The sequence below is a fragment of the Pseudomonas sp. KB_12 genome, from assembly GCF_052114545.1.
Taxonomy (GTDB): domain Bacteria; phylum Pseudomonadota; class Gammaproteobacteria; order Pseudomonadales; family Pseudomonadaceae; genus Aquipseudomonas; species Aquipseudomonas brassicacearum.
Genome location: NZ_JBFREY010000010.1, coordinates 36827 through 49485 on the forward strand (window position 1 = coordinate 36827; position 12659 = coordinate 49485).

Genomic DNA, 12659 nt, shown 5'->3' on the forward strand with positions numbered 1-12659 from the left:
TCATTGCCCCAGCTTGCGCGGCTGCCATTGCTTGATCACCAGCGTGACGTCGAGGTTGCTGCCGTGCAGCTTGATGCGTTCGGGCAGCCAATAGCCGTTCTGCTGGGCGTAGCTGAGGTATTCGATCTGCCAGTCATCCTGTTCCAGATTGGACAGGCGGCTGTCGGCGTCGAGGGTCAGGCGGCTTTTACTGTCCGGTGCCGGCAACCCGCGAACCCACCAGGTCAGGTGGGAGACCGGCAGCTTCCAGCCCAGTTGTTCTTCCAGAAGCGCTTCGGGCGTGGGCGCCTCGTAGCGTCCCTGGTTGGCGACTTCCAGCGACACCTGGCCCGGCCGGCCGGTCAGGCGGGCCGCACCGCGACCCAATGGGCCCGACAGGCGAATGTCGTAGTAGTCCTGGCGTTGCAGCCAGAACAGCGTGCCACTGCCGGAGTCTTTCGGGGCGCGAATGCCGATCTTGCCGTCGATCTGCCAGCCGTCGAGGCCGCTCAGTTGTTGCTTGTGCTCGCGCCATTGGGCCTGGTTGCCCTGGCCCTGGACGGATTCACGGGCGCCGAAGCCCGCGCAACCGGCGAGCAGGGCAATGAAGCTGAAAACGATGAGATGGCGCAAAAACATAATCTTAAAGAGTCTCGGATCCGGTCAGGCGTTTGATGGTGCTGCGCAAGATTGGGCTGTCAGGCTGATCCTTGAGGAATCGGCTCCAGATCTGCCGGGCTTCGCGTTGTTTGCCGTTGGCCCACAGGACCTCGCCCAGGTGCGCGGCGACTTCCTGGTCGGGAAAGCGCTCCAGGGCCTGGCGCAACAGGCGTTCGGCTTCGTCGAGATTGCCCAGGCGGAAATTCACCCAGCCAAGGCTGTCGAGCACCGCCGGGTCTTCCGGATTGATCTGGTGGGCCTGTTCGATCAGCAGCTTGGCTTCGTCATAACGGGTGGTGCGATCCGACAACGTATAGCCCAGGGCGTTGAGAGCCATGGCGTTGTCCGGGTCACGCTGGATGATCAGGCGCAGGTCTTTTTCCATCTGTGCCAGGTCATTGCGTTTCTCCGCCAGCATGGCGCGGGTATACAGCAGGTTCAGGTCGTCCGGGTACTGCTTCAAGGCTTTTTGCAGCACGTTCCAGGCCTTGTCGCCCTGATTGTTGGCCGACAAGGTTTCGGCTTCGATCAGGTACAACTGGATGCCGTAGTCCGGTTGGGAGTCGCGTTGTACCGCGAGGCGGCTCTGGGCCTCGGCGGTCTTGCCATTGCCGATCAGGATATCGGCCTGGCGCAACTGCGCCGGCAGATAGTCGTTGCCCGGGCCAACCTGGGCGTACTCGATCAGTGCGCTCTCAGGGTCATTGCGTTCCTCGGCGATGCGTCCCAGGTTCAGGTGGGCCGAGTCGACGTGGCTTTCCCGGGCGATCAGGTCTTCCAGGTAACCCTTGGCTTCTTCCCAGGCCTTGGCTTCCAGGCAGACCAGTGCCAGTGAATAGCGCAGCTCGTCGTCTTCCGGGTATTGCTGGACCAGGCTGGAGAACTCCACCTTGGCGTCGTCCATGCGGTTGTTTTCCACCAGCATGCGGGCGTAGGTAAGGCGCAGGCGTTTGTCGTCCGGGTACTTCTTGATGCTTTTTTCCAGCAGCGGCAGCGCTTCGTCGCCACGGTTCAAGCCTTGCAGCAGGCGTGCGCGCAGCAGGATCGGCGCCACTTCGCCAGCTTCCGGCGGGTTGTCTTCCAAGAGCGTGAGGGCGCCCTGGGTGTCCCCATCCTGTTGCAGCAGCAGGGCCTTGCCGAAAATCAGCTGGCCGTTGTTCGGGTGGCGCTGCAACAGGCGATCGAAGCTTTTCATCAGGCCGTTGCGGGTTTCCTGGTCGGTATCGGCGGCGGACAGGGCCAGAAAGTCGAAATGGGTGTCGCCCTTGCCCAGCAGGACCTTCTCCATATACATCATGGAGTCGTCGTAGCGCCCGGCCCGGGCCAGTTGCACGGCGGCGGCGCGCTGTGCTTCGAGGTCGTCCGGGGCATTCTTGGCCCAGATCAGCGCGGTATCCAGCGCGGGCTGGTCGGCGCCCAGGTATTCGGCAATGCGAAATGCCCGCTCGGAGATCCCCGGGTCCTGGGTATTGATGGCCTGGGTCACGTAGTTGTCCAGCGCAATGTCGAAGCGATTGCGCTGGCCTGCCAGTTCGGCGCTCAACAGGCTGAAGATGGTTTCTTCGCTGAACGAGCCGTAGACCTTGGGTTTTTCAGGTGCCTGCACGCTGTCTTCGACCGGCGGCGTACCGTCCGTCGAAACGGGGGCCATGGACTGGCAGCCGCTGAGCAAGGCAAGAGCGAGGAGCAACGCGGAAGATCTATTCATATAGGAAGAGGACGACTAACCTGCGGTCGGATCATCATGACACAAGCCTTCGGTCAAACATAACCGCCCCGTCGATTTACAACCCAGGGCAGGGCGATAGAGATCGAGTGGTTGTTCTGAATCTGACGAAGTAGGACAATTGCCGGCTTCACGTCACTATCAGCGACCTTGAATGGCCTTCCTTGCACTCGGTATAAACCACAAGACTGCTTCAGTAGACGTCCGCGAGCGCGTGGCCTTTACGCCTGAGCAGCTGGTTGAGGCCTTGCAGCAGCTCTGCCGACTGACCGACAGCCGCGAAGCTGCGATCCTCTCCACCTGCAATCGCAGCGAGCTTTATATAGAACAGGATCACGTTTCGGCCGATTCAGTCCTGCGCTGGCTGGCCGACTATCACAACCTGAGCCTTGAAGAGCTGCGCGCCAGTGCCTATGTGCACGAAGACGATGCGGCCGTTCGTCACATGATGCGGGTCGCCTCGGGGCTCGATTCGCTGGTTTTGGGCGAGCCGCAGATTCTCGGCCAGATGAAATCGGCCTACGCCGTGGCCCGCGAGGCCGGCACCGTCGGCCCGCTGCTGGGGCGCCTGTTCCAGGCGACGTTCAACGCCGCCAAGCAGGTGCGTACCGACACCGCTATCGGTGAGAACCCGGTGTCCGTGGCGTTTGCCGCTGTCAGCCTGGCGAAACAGATTTTCAGTGATTTGCAACGCAGCCAGGCGCTGCTGATCGGCGCTGGTGAGACCATCACCCTGGTCGCCCGCCATCTCCACGACCTGGGGGTCAAGCGCATCGTCGTCGCCAACCGGACCCTGGAGCGGGCCAGTACCCTGGCCGAGCAGTTCGGCGCCCATGCGGTGCTGCTGTCGGACATTCCCGCAGAGCTGGTGCACAGCGACATCGTCATCAGTTCCACCGCCAGCCAGTTGCCGATCCTTGGCAAGGGCGCCGTGGAAAGTGCCCTGAAACTGCGCAAGCACAAGCCGATTTTCATGGTGGACATTGCTGTTCCCCGGGACATCGAGCCTGAAGTCGGCGAGCTGGACGACGTGTATCTCTACAGCGTCGACGATCTGCACGAGGTGGTCGCCGAGAATCTCAAGAGCCGACAGGGCGCGGCCCAGGCGGCGGAAGAGATGATCACCGTCGGTGCCGACGACTTCATGGTGCGCCTGCGCGAGCTGGCGGCGGTGGATGTGCTCAAGGCGTATCGTCAGCAGAGCGAACGCCTGCGCGACGAGGAACTGCAAAAAGCCCAGCGCCTGCTGGCCAACGGCGGCAGTGCCGAAGAGGTGCTGGTACAACTGGCCCGCGGCCTGACCAACAAATTGCTCCACGCCCCCAGTGTCCAGCTCAAGAAGCTGACCGCCGAAGGCCGCCTCGATGCGCTGGCCATGGCCCAGGAACTCTTCGCCCTCGGTGAGGGCTCACCGGATAGCTTTTCGGATAAAAAACCGCAATGAAAGCGTCACTGCTCAACAAGCTGGATATCCTCCAGGACCGTTTCGAAGAACTGACCGCCTTGCTGGGCGACGGCGAAGTCATTTCCGACCAGAACAAATTCCGCACCTATTCCAAGGAATACGCGGAAGTCGAGCCGATTGTCGCCGCCTATAAACAGTTGCTCAAAGTGCAGGGCGACCTTGAAGGCGCCCAGGCGCTGCTCAAGGACAGCGATCCGGACATGCGCGAAATGGCCGTGGAGGAAGTCCGCGAAGCCAAGGATCAACTGGTTGAACTGGAAAGCAGCCTGCAGCGCATGCTGTTGCCCAAGGACCCGAATGACGGGCGCAATGTGTTCCTGGAGATCCGTGCCGGTACCGGCGGCGATGAGGCGGCGATTTTTTCCGGTGACCTGTTTCGCATGTATTCGCGCTACGCCGAACGTCGCGGTTGGCGGGTGGAGATCCTCTCGGAGAACGAAGGCGAACACGGTGGCTATAAAGAAGTCATCGCCCGGGTCGAAGGCGACAATGTCTACGGCAAGCTGAAATTCGAATCCGGCGCCCATCGCGTGCAACGCGTGCCGGCCACCGAATCCCAAGGGCGCATCCACACCTCGGCTTGCACCGTGGCGGTATTGCCCGAGCCGGACGAGCAGGAAGCCATCGAGATCAATCCGGCGGACCTGCGGGTCGACACTTATCGTTCCTCCGGCGCGGGCGGCCAGCACGTCAACAAGACTGACTCGGCGATCCGCATCACGCACTTGCCCTCGGGCATCGTGGTCGAGTGCCAGGAAGAACGTTCCCAGCACAAGAACCGCGCGCGGGCCATGGCCTGGTTGTCGGCCAAGCTCAACGACCAGCAGACCAGCGCCGCTGCCAATGCCATCGCCAGCGAGCGCAAATTGCTGGTGGGCTCGGGCGACCGTTCCGAGCGGATCCGTACCTACAACTTCGCCCAGGGCCGGGTCACCGACCATCGCGTCAACCTGACCCTGTATTCCCTGGACGAGATCCTTGCCGGTGGTGTCGATGCGGTAATCGAGCCGTTGCTGGCCGAATACCAGGCCGACCAGTTGGCTGCGATTGGCGAGTAAGCACAGGTGAACAAATGACCATCATCGCCAGTCTGTTACGCGCTGCCGAGTTACCGGATTCGCCCACGGCACGGCTGGACGCCGAGTTGTTGCTGGCCGCAGCCTTGGGCAAGCCCCGCAGCTTCCTGCACACCTGGCCCGAGCGGATCGTACCCAGTGAAGCAGCGTTGCTGTTCTCCGAATACCTGCGGCGGCGTCGCTCCGGCGAGCCGGTGGCGTACATCCTCGGGCAACAGGGCTTCTGGAAACTCGACCTGGAAGTCGCGCCTCATACCTTGATCCCGCGTCCCGACACCGAGCTGCTGGTGGAAACCGCGCTGGCTTTGTTGCCGGCCACACCGGCCCGGGTCCTGGACCTGGGCACCGGCAGCGGCGCGATTGCCCTGGCATTGGCCAGCGAGCGCCCGGCCTGGAAAGTCACCGCGGTCGACCGGGTGCTGGAGGCCGTGGCCCTGGCCGAACGCAATCGCCAGCGCCTGGACCTGCGCAACGTCACGGTGCTGAGCAGCCACTGGTTCAGTGCGCTGGAAGACACGCGTTTCGAGTTGATCATCAGCAACCCGCCGTACATTGCAGCCAGCGATCCGCATCTGGCCGAGGGTGACGTGCGTTTCGAGCCGGCCAGTGCCTTGGTTGCCGGGCCGGACGGGCTCGATGATTTGCGCCAGATCGTTGCCCAGGCACCGACTCATCTCGAGCCGGGCGGCTGGCTGATGCTCGAGCACGGCTACGACCAGGCCGAAGCGGTGCGCGATTTGCTGCGCAGCCAAGGCTTTGTCGAAGTCCACAGCCGCAAGGACCTGGGCGGTCATGAGCGCATCAGCCTGGGGTGCCTGCCGTGCTGAACGATCAGGAGTTGTTGCGCTACAGCCGGCAGATTCTGTTGCAGCACGTCGACATCGACGGCCAATTACGTCTCAAGCAAAGCCGCGTGCTGATCATCGGCCTTGGCGGTCTCGGCGCCCCGGTGGCGTTGTACCTGGCCGCCGCCGGGGTGGGTGAAATGCACCTGGCGGATTTCGACACCGTCGACCTGACCAACCTGCAACGCCAGATCATTCACGACACTGACAGCGTCGGCCTGAGCAAGGTCGATTCGGCGATGCGACGCCTGGGGGCGATCAACCCCGAGGTTCGGCTGGTGCCTCACCGGGCGGCCATGGACGAAGACAGCCTGGCCGCGGCAGTCGCGGCAGTGGATGTGGTGCTCGACTGCTCCGACAATTTCTCTACCCGCGAAGCGGTGAACGCGGCCTGTGTTGCGGCGGGTAAACCGCTGGTCAGTGGCGCGGCGATTCGCCTGGAAGGGCAGTTGTCGGTGTTCGACCCACGCCGCCCCGAAAGCCCTTGCTACCACTGCCTTTACGGCCACGGCAGCGAAGCCGAGCTGACCTGCAGCGAGGCCGGCGTGATCGGACCGCTGGTGGGATTGGTGGGCAGCCTGCAAGCCCTTGAAGCCTTGAAGTTGCTGGCCGGTTTCGGTGAGCCGCTGGTGGGGCGCCTGCTGTTGATCGATGCCTTGGGTACGCGATTCCGTGAGCTGCGGGTCAAGCGCGACCCAGGTTGCAGCGTCTGCGGTGGCCAACATGAGTGAAGCGCCGATCGGTGTGCTCGACTCGGGTGTCGGCGGGTTGTCGGTGCTGGGGGAAATTCGCCAGTTGCTGCCCAATGAGTCGCTGTTGTATGTGGCCGACTGTGGGCATATTCCCTACGGCGAGAAGACCCCGGAATACATCCGACAACGCTGCGCGATCATTGCCGACTTTCTCCTGGGCCAGGGTGCCAAGGCGCTGGTTGTAGCCTGCAACACCGCAACGGTTGCTGCCGTTGCCGATCTACGCCGTGATTTCCCCCATTGGCCCATCGTCGGGATGGAGCCGGCGGTCAAGCCGGCGGCTGCCGCGACCCGCAGCGGTATTGTCGGTGTGCTGGCCACCACCGGCACCTTGCAGAGCGCCAAGTTCGCCGCTTTGCTCGACCGTTTCGCCACCGATGTGCGAGTCATCACGCAACCGTGTCCGGGCCTGGTTGAACTGATCGAGACGGGTGATTTGCACAGCCCGGCCTTGTATCAATTGCTGCAACATTACGTCGACCCCTTGCTGGCAGCCGGCTGCGATACGCTGATCCTGGGCTGCACGCACTATCCGTTCCTCAAGCCATTGCTCGCGCGGATGATTCCGGAGCACATCAGCCTGATCGACACCGGTGCCGCCGTGGCCCGGCAACTTCAGCGCCTTTTGGCTGAGCGAGAGCTGCTGGCTGAGGGGCCAGCCGGCGAAACGTATTTCTGGACGAGTGCAGACCCGATACATTTAAGAAAAATCCTACCGACGCTATGGCATTCGTCCGGCGTTGTGCGAAGCTTCGATCTGTAAGAAGAATGTGAAAACCGTGTGAAACGGGCTGAACTTCTGTTTGGGTACGGATTTCTATAGCTTTGTCTGTTTGTAACAAAACTAACTAAGTCTGTTCGGAAAAGGATGTTTCTAATGAAGCGCTTATTCTGCTTTGCCGCGTTTGCGGCTGCATTGTTGGGGCACACTTACACTGCACAAGCAGCGGGTGTGGAATTTGGGGTTGGCCAGACCAGCGATTCGACCATGACCTATCGCTTGGGCATGCAGTTCGACTGGGACAAGAGTTGGCTGCAAAGTGATGTCGGTCGCCTGACCGGCTACTGGAGCGGCGCCTACACCTATTGGGAAGGGGACGAGACATCCAGCAATCACAGCCTTTCGTTTTCGCCTGTGTTTGTCTATGAATTTTCCGGCCAGAACGTTAAGCCTTACATCGAGGCGGGTGTTGGGGTGGCGTTGTTCGCCAATACCGAAGTGGAAGACAACAAGCTCGGTACGGCTTTCCAATTTGAAGATCGTATCGGCTTCGGCCTGCGCTTCAACGGTGGACATGAAGTGGGCATTCGCGCCACTCATTACTCCAACGCCGGCATCAAGTCGACCAACGACGGTGTAGAAAGCTACTCGCTGCACTACACGATGCCGCTGTAACAAAACAGTTTGAGAACTGTGGGAGCGAGCAAGCTCGCTCCCACAGTAGATCAGGCCAGCGCTTTATCGATACGCCGTCGCAATCCCTTGGCGTTCTTCCAGGCATTCCGGCGCGCCCATCTCGAACTCGCGGCAGATCAGCGGGCGCTTTTCGTAGATGGTGCACATCATGCTGTCGCGATCCAGGGCCGCGCACCAACCGTCATCCAGCCGCAGCATCACCTCTCCACCCCAGTCGTCCGTGTCGATAAAGCGCTCCGGGACCCCGGTGTCGGTGATCAGCATCACTTCCAACTGGCAGCAGCACGCCGCGCACGTCGAACACGTGACGGCCGGTGTCGGGATTTCACGGACAGGGATGGTTTTCATGGCGCGCAGTGTAAGGCAATCAGCGGCTCAGGGTTGTCCCTTGATCGGATAGCCGTTTTTCGCCTGGCATGAGCCAATATCGGTCGGCACGCATTCGGTCGACGAAGGCAAAGGCCAGAGTGCGGTCATGGACGCGATGGGAAGCGCGACTTCCCGCGGGCGCTCGACCAACTGATTCAGCACGTGCCGCGCTGTTTCGTCCGCCGACCAGTGAATCGGGGGTTGGGGGCAATCGTCGGGCCCCAGCAATGGGGCGTCGTAGCCAGGGTGTACCAACGTCACATCGACACCCGCGTATGCCAGGTCTGCCCGAGCCGATTCGAACAGATGACGCATCCCGCTGCCACCCGCTTCTATTTGTGAAGGGGGCAGGTAAGTTGCCGGGCTGGCAATACCCACAAGATGAGGTTCGGTCCCGGCGCGCAGCAAGGGCATGGCCACTTCGATGCAGAAACTGGCAGCCAGTAGATTGCTGCGCACAATATGCTCGATCAATGTGTGATCAGCCGGCTGCCCGTCAACGTACTCAGCCGTCCCGGCATTGACGATCACCTGATCCAGGGCGCCCCATTGCCGGGCGATCTGTTCGCCGATCTCGCGCACGGCCTGGCTGTCGGTCAAATTGCCGGGCACGGTCAGCACTTGTCCTGGATAACGTACCGAAAGGGTTTCGCATGATTGGGTCGAGCGCGAACTGACGGCCAGGTATGCACCCGTCTGCAGTATCGCTTCAGCCAACGAAGCGCCGATTCCGTTGCCAGCCCCGGTGAGCCAATAGCGCCGTGGCAGTCTTAGACCCATTCCCTGCTCCTTTCGATTGGACAGCGCACTGATTCGCAGCTTTTCAGTAGAGTCCGTACGACTAGTAAGACTATATGTTATCGGGTAAACAATGCATCCCGCAGGCTGGTAATTTCATGTTCGCTAATCGCCCATGCCTTCAAAGGCTGCGTCCTGTCGCGCCGGCAGGTTTCTGAACGCTGCCAGCGCGCGAGCCCTGGATTGGCTCAAGTCGACAATCGGTGCCGGATAATCCACGGCACCAAACAAGCCACCCTGGGTATTTGGGCTATGGACCTGTTGCCTGTCCAGATCGTTCAGTTCAGGTAGCCAGCGTTTGATGAACAGGCCCTCGCGGTCGAATTTTTCCGACTGGCTCAACGGATTGAAGATGCGGAACCAGGGCGCCGAATCGGTGCCGGTGGAGGCACTCCACTGCCAGCCGCCATTGTTGGCGGCGAGGTCGCCGTCGATCAGGTGCTGCATGAAAAAGCGCTCGCCTTCGCGCCAATCGATCAACAGATTCTTGGTCAGGAACATGGCTACGACCATCCGCAAGCGGTTGTGCATCCAACCGGTCTCCAGCAATTGACGCATGGCTGCATCGATAATCGGCAGGCCGGTGCGTGCTTGCTTCCAGGCTTCCAGTTCTGCTGGGGCCTTGCGCCAGGCTAGCGCCTCGGTTTCGGGGCGAAACGCACGATGGCGCGACACGCGTGGATAGCCCACTAATATGTGTTTATAAAACTCGCGCCAGAGCAATTCATTGATCCAGGTCACAGAACCGGCACTTCCGCTCTCGAATTCACCTTGGTTGGCTTGCAGCGCGGCGTGCAGGCACTGACGCGGCGACACCACGCCGGCCACCAGATAGGCCGATAGCTGGCTGGTGCCGGGCCTGGCGGGATAATCCCGTTCGCCTTGGTAATCGTCGATGTGCTGCTCGACAAAGGCGTCCAGGCGCCGACAGGCTTCGATTTCCCCGGCGGGCCAGAGCGCTCGTAGCGCTTCGCTGGGCGGGGCGAACCCATCGACTTGCGTCGGCACCGGGTCACGGGCAATGCCGGTGGGGGCCTGCCGGGCAGGCGTGGCGACCAGGCTCGGCAATGAAAAGTGCAGACGGCTGTAGCAGACCTTGCGGAACTGGCTGAACACTTGGAAATAGTTGCCGGTCTTGGTCAGTACGCTGCCAGGCTTGAACAGCAATTGATCGAGGTGGCTGTGAAACTCAACGCCCAGGTCATTCAACGCGCGGGCGACTTCGGCGTCGCGTCGCGTTTCATTCAGGCCGTACTCTTCGTTGACATGCACGGCGCCGACGTTCAGTTCACGACACAGCTTGAGCAGTACCTGCGGTGCCTGATGCCAATGCGCAGCGGCGCGGATCAGCAGTGGGATATTCAATTCGGCCAGGACCGCACTCAACGCGCCGAGGTTGCGCAGCCAGAAATCGATCTTGCACGGCGCGTCGTCATGGGCGCGCCATTGTTCGGGGCTGGTCAGGTACACCGCCACGCAGGGGCCTTGGGCTGCGGCCGCCGCAAGGGCGGTGTTGTCGTGCAGGCGCAAGTCGTTGCGCAGCCAGATCAGTTGCATGCTGTCTTCCATCTAGAGGAGTTCTCGGCGACTCAGTTCGCGGTGAGCCGATAACGGGTCTTCGGCCCAAGAGACGTCAATCATCGACACGCCTGTGGATAACCTGGCTTGGTGGATCGACGCGGCCGGGCCGGCAATGACGATCGGACAATCGATTCCACCCAGTAGCCTGGGCAGTTGGGACAGGTTGAGTGCGTGACTGGCATACAGTAGGACGCCGCGGGCCTTGAGGCGCTCGACCGCCAGGGCCAGTTCTCCCGCCGGTAGCGGGCTGTCGAACACTTCCACCGGGCAGTCGGCGCTGCTGGCCAGCCAGGCGGTGAGCCACAAGTGCGGCTCCTGGGGCGAGTCCGAATGATTGACCAGCAACAGTGGCGCGCCGCGCAACTGACGGTTGTTGTGGTAGATCCGGCTGCCGAACTTGCTGCGCAGCCACGAGAACAGGAAGATCCGTTCCAGCTGCGCACCGAACTGGCCTTGCCAGCGCAGGTGCAGCTCGGCCAGCAACGGCAAGAGCAACTGCTCGCACACGGTCCAGGGTGGGTACAGCGCCATCGCCTGGTTGACCAGGTCATCGATCTGGCGCTCGGCCAGTTGCGTCACCGCCAGCACCAGGGCGTGGCGCTGACGCTGCCAGTCATTCTCCGGCACCGGTGCGGGTTCGCTCGTTGGCTGCGGCGTGTCCAGCAACGGCTTGATCTTGCTCACCGCAACGCCACGGTCGATCCAGGTGAGAATGCTCAGGATCCGTTGCACATGGTCGGCATTGAACAGTCGGTGGCCCTTGGGCGTGCGGTGCGGCACGATCAGGCCATAACGGCGTTCCCAGGCTCGCAGCGTGACGGCGTTGACACCGGTTTGCCGGGCGACCTCGCGTATGGGCAGCCAGCCTTGCGCCAAGGCCTTGGCAAAGTCGGCCCCCAGGTCTTCGCTGGCGCTGGAGTCGGGTTCGATCTTCATCAAATAGCGTTTCGCAAGCTGAGGTTTTCCGGGTGTGGTTGCAGGTAGACCTGCTGCGCCAGGTAAGGATCGGGGTGCAGGCGCAAGTGATGCTTGAGCAGTGTCAGTGGCACCACCAAGGGCACGATGCCGAGGCGATATTGCTCGATCAGATGCTGTACTTCCTGTTTGTCATCGGCGTCGATGGCGCGCTTGAGGTAACCGCTCAGGTGTTGCAGTACGTTGGTGTGGGTGCGGCGGGTGGCGCATTTCTTCAAGGCGGCCATCAATGCGCTGAAATAGCGTGGGCCCAACTCATTGGGGTCGGCCTTGCCCATGTTGCCCAGCAAATTGCCCAGGGCCTTGTATTGCACCGGGTTGTGGGCCATCAGCAGGTATTTGTAGCGCGCGTGGAATTCGATCAGGTCGCGACGGGTCAGTCCGTCGCGACGCAAAGGTTGCCAGGCGGCATAGGCGAACACCCGGGTCAGGAAGTTCTCGCGCAGCACCGGGTCGTTGAGGCGGCCGTCTTCCTCCACCGGCAGGTCGGGGTGGCGTTCGCAGAAGGCCTGGGCATAGATGCCGCGCCCGCCGCCGTCCTGGGTCACGCCGTTGTGGTCATAGACCTTGACCCGTTCCAGTCCGCAGGACGGCGATTTCTGCATGAAGATATAGCCGCAGATATCATCCAGTTCCCCAGCCATTTGCTTTGCGTAGTCGGCCAGTGGCCTGGTCACGTTGAGGTCACGATTCACCGTGCCGAGCGCCTCGGGATGTTCGGGGTCGCCCACCAGGCGAATCGGCTCCCGGGGGATACCCAGGCCGATGGCGACTTCGGGGCACACCGGCACGAAATCGAAATAGTCGACGAGGGTGCGGCTGCACAACTGCGATTGCTTGTGCCCGCCGTTAAAGCGAACTTCAGCCCCCATCAGGCAGGCGCTGATGGCGATTCTGGGTTTGGCGATGGCTGTGCTGGGCATGGGCGACCTCTGATTGCTAAATCTTGTACAGTTTTGTATTTATGTACAATATTTTCATCATAGGTCCGAACGTGCGCAAGTCAACCGGATTAT

Annotated in this window: 13 protein-coding genes; 6 read left to right on the forward strand and 7 right to left on the reverse strand. The window is 61.6% G+C overall.

Features of this window, described 5'->3' with window-relative positions:
- The gene (gene lolB / locus AB4Z20_RS10400; RefSeq protein ID WP_003205525.1) at positions 1-618 is read right to left on the reverse strand and encodes a lipoprotein insertase outer membrane protein LolB; all 618 of its coding nucleotides are present in this window, start codon (positions 616-618) and stop codon (positions 1-3) included.
- Between the two features lie 4 nt (positions 619-622).
- A complete protein-coding gene (locus AB4Z20_RS10405; protein ID WP_442089844.1) occupies positions 623-2347 on the reverse strand; it encodes a tetratricopeptide repeat protein in 1725 nt (574 codons plus the stop codon).
- Between the two features lie 172 nt (positions 2348-2519).
- Here AB4Z20_RS10405 and hemA point away from each other — a divergent pair, with 172 nt between their 5' ends.
- From hemA to AB4Z20_RS10435, 6 genes are all read left to right on the forward strand, one after another.
- Complete coding sequence (gene hemA, locus AB4Z20_RS10410) at positions 2520-3809, forward strand: glutamyl-tRNA reductase (RefSeq protein ID WP_214512453.1); 1290 nt, start codon at positions 2520-2522, stop codon at positions 3807-3809.
- Positions 3806-4888 carry a peptide chain release factor 1 gene (prfA, locus tag AB4Z20_RS10415; protein WP_018606464.1) on the forward strand — a complete coding sequence of 361 codons (1083 nt, stop codon included), beginning with the start codon at positions 3806-3808 and terminating at the stop codon, positions 4886-4888. Before hemA ends, prfA begins: the two co-directional genes overlap by 4 nt.
- Positions 4889-4902: 14 nt before the next feature.
- Positions 4903-5733, forward strand: coding sequence for a peptide chain release factor N(5)-glutamine methyltransferase (gene prmC / locus AB4Z20_RS10420; RefSeq protein ID WP_258689359.1), 831 nt, complete (start codon positions 4903-4905; stop codon positions 5731-5733).
- The gene (locus tag AB4Z20_RS10425) at positions 5727-6482 is read left to right on the forward strand and encodes a molybdopterin-synthase adenylyltransferase MoeB (protein WP_003205517.1); all 756 of its coding nucleotides are present in this window, start codon (positions 5727-5729) and stop codon (positions 6480-6482) included. The genes prmC and AB4Z20_RS10425 overlap by 7 nt, the downstream gene beginning before the upstream one ends.
- A complete protein-coding gene (gene murI, locus AB4Z20_RS10430) occupies positions 6475-7266 on the forward strand; it encodes a glutamate racemase (RefSeq protein ID WP_092149581.1) in 792 nt (263 codons plus the stop codon). Before AB4Z20_RS10425 ends, murI begins: the two co-directional genes overlap by 8 nt.
- Positions 7267-7380: 114 nt before the next feature.
- Positions 7381-7899: an acyloxyacyl hydrolase gene (locus AB4Z20_RS10435; protein WP_092149578.1), complete on the forward strand. Its 519-nt coding sequence runs from the start codon at positions 7381-7383 to the stop codon at positions 7897-7899.
- Between the two features lie 63 nt (positions 7900-7962).
- On the opposite strand, the gene AB4Z20_RS10440 is transcribed toward AB4Z20_RS10435, so the two are convergent.
- The 5 genes from AB4Z20_RS10440 to AB4Z20_RS10460 form a co-directional block, all read right to left on the reverse strand.
- Positions 7963-8268: a YkgJ family cysteine cluster protein gene (locus AB4Z20_RS10440; RefSeq protein ID WP_258689357.1), complete on the reverse strand. Its 306-nt coding sequence runs from the start codon at positions 8266-8268 to the stop codon at positions 7963-7965.
- Positions 8269-8295: 27 nt separating this feature from the next.
- A complete protein-coding gene (locus tag AB4Z20_RS10445; RefSeq protein ID WP_258689356.1) occupies positions 8296-9069 on the reverse strand; it encodes an SDR family NAD(P)-dependent oxidoreductase in 774 nt (257 codons plus the stop codon).
- 123 nt (positions 9070-9192) lie between these two features.
- Complete coding sequence (phrB, locus tag AB4Z20_RS10450) at positions 9193-10644, reverse strand: deoxyribodipyrimidine photo-lyase (RefSeq protein ID WP_442089845.1); 1452 nt, start codon at positions 10642-10644, stop codon at positions 9193-9195.
- A 12-nt stretch (positions 10645-10656) separates the two neighbouring features.
- Positions 10657-11604, reverse strand: a complete 948-nt coding sequence (locus tag AB4Z20_RS10455; RefSeq protein ID WP_320389433.1) for a MerR family transcriptional regulator — start codon at positions 11602-11604, stop codon at positions 10657-10659.
- The gene (locus AB4Z20_RS10460; protein ID WP_214512459.1) at positions 11604-12566 is read right to left on the reverse strand and encodes a YbgA family protein; all 963 of its coding nucleotides are present in this window, start codon (positions 12564-12566) and stop codon (positions 11604-11606) included. The genes AB4Z20_RS10455 and AB4Z20_RS10460 overlap by 1 nt, the downstream gene beginning before the upstream one ends.
- Positions 12567-12659: the final 93 nt, after the last annotated feature.

Coding starts and splice junctions, on each gene's coding strand:
- lolB (WP_003205525.1), bottom strand. CDS start 618: ATGTTTTTGCGCCATCTCATCGTTTTCAGCTTCATTGCCCTGCTCGCC.
- AB4Z20_RS10405 (WP_442089844.1), bottom strand. CDS start 2,347: ATGAATAGATCTTCCGCGTTGCTCCTCGCTCTTGCCTTGCTCAGCGGC.
- hemA (WP_214512453.1), top strand. CDS start 2,520: ATGGCCTTCCTTGCACTCGGTATAAACCACAAGACTGCTTCAGTAGAC.
- prfA (WP_018606464.1), top strand. CDS start 3,806: ATGAAAGCGTCACTGCTCAACAAGCTGGATATCCTCCAGGACCGTTTC.
- prmC (WP_258689359.1), top strand. CDS start 4,903: ATGACCATCATCGCCAGTCTGTTACGCGCTGCCGAGTTACCGGATTCG.
- murI (WP_092149581.1), top strand. CDS start 6,475: ATGAGTGAAGCGCCGATCGGTGTGCTCGACTCGGGTGTCGGCGGGTTG.
- AB4Z20_RS10435 (WP_092149578.1), top strand. CDS start 7,381: ATGAAGCGCTTATTCTGCTTTGCCGCGTTTGCGGCTGCATTGTTGGGG.
- AB4Z20_RS10440 (WP_258689357.1), bottom strand. CDS start 8,268: ATGAAAACCATCCCTGTCCGTGAAATCCCGACACCGGCCGTCACGTGT.
- AB4Z20_RS10445 (WP_258689356.1), bottom strand. CDS start 9,069: ATGGGTCTAAGACTGCCACGGCGCTATTGGCTCACCGGGGCTGGCAAC.
- phrB (WP_442089845.1), bottom strand. CDS start 10,644: ATGCAACTGATCTGGCTGCGCAACGACTTGCGCCTGCACGACAACACC.
- AB4Z20_RS10455 (WP_320389433.1), bottom strand. CDS start 11,604: ATGAAGATCGAACCCGACTCCAGCGCCAGCGAAGACCTGGGGGCCGAC.
- AB4Z20_RS10460 (WP_214512459.1), bottom strand. CDS start 12,566: ATGCCCAGCACAGCCATCGCCAAACCCAGAATCGCCATCAGCGCCTGC.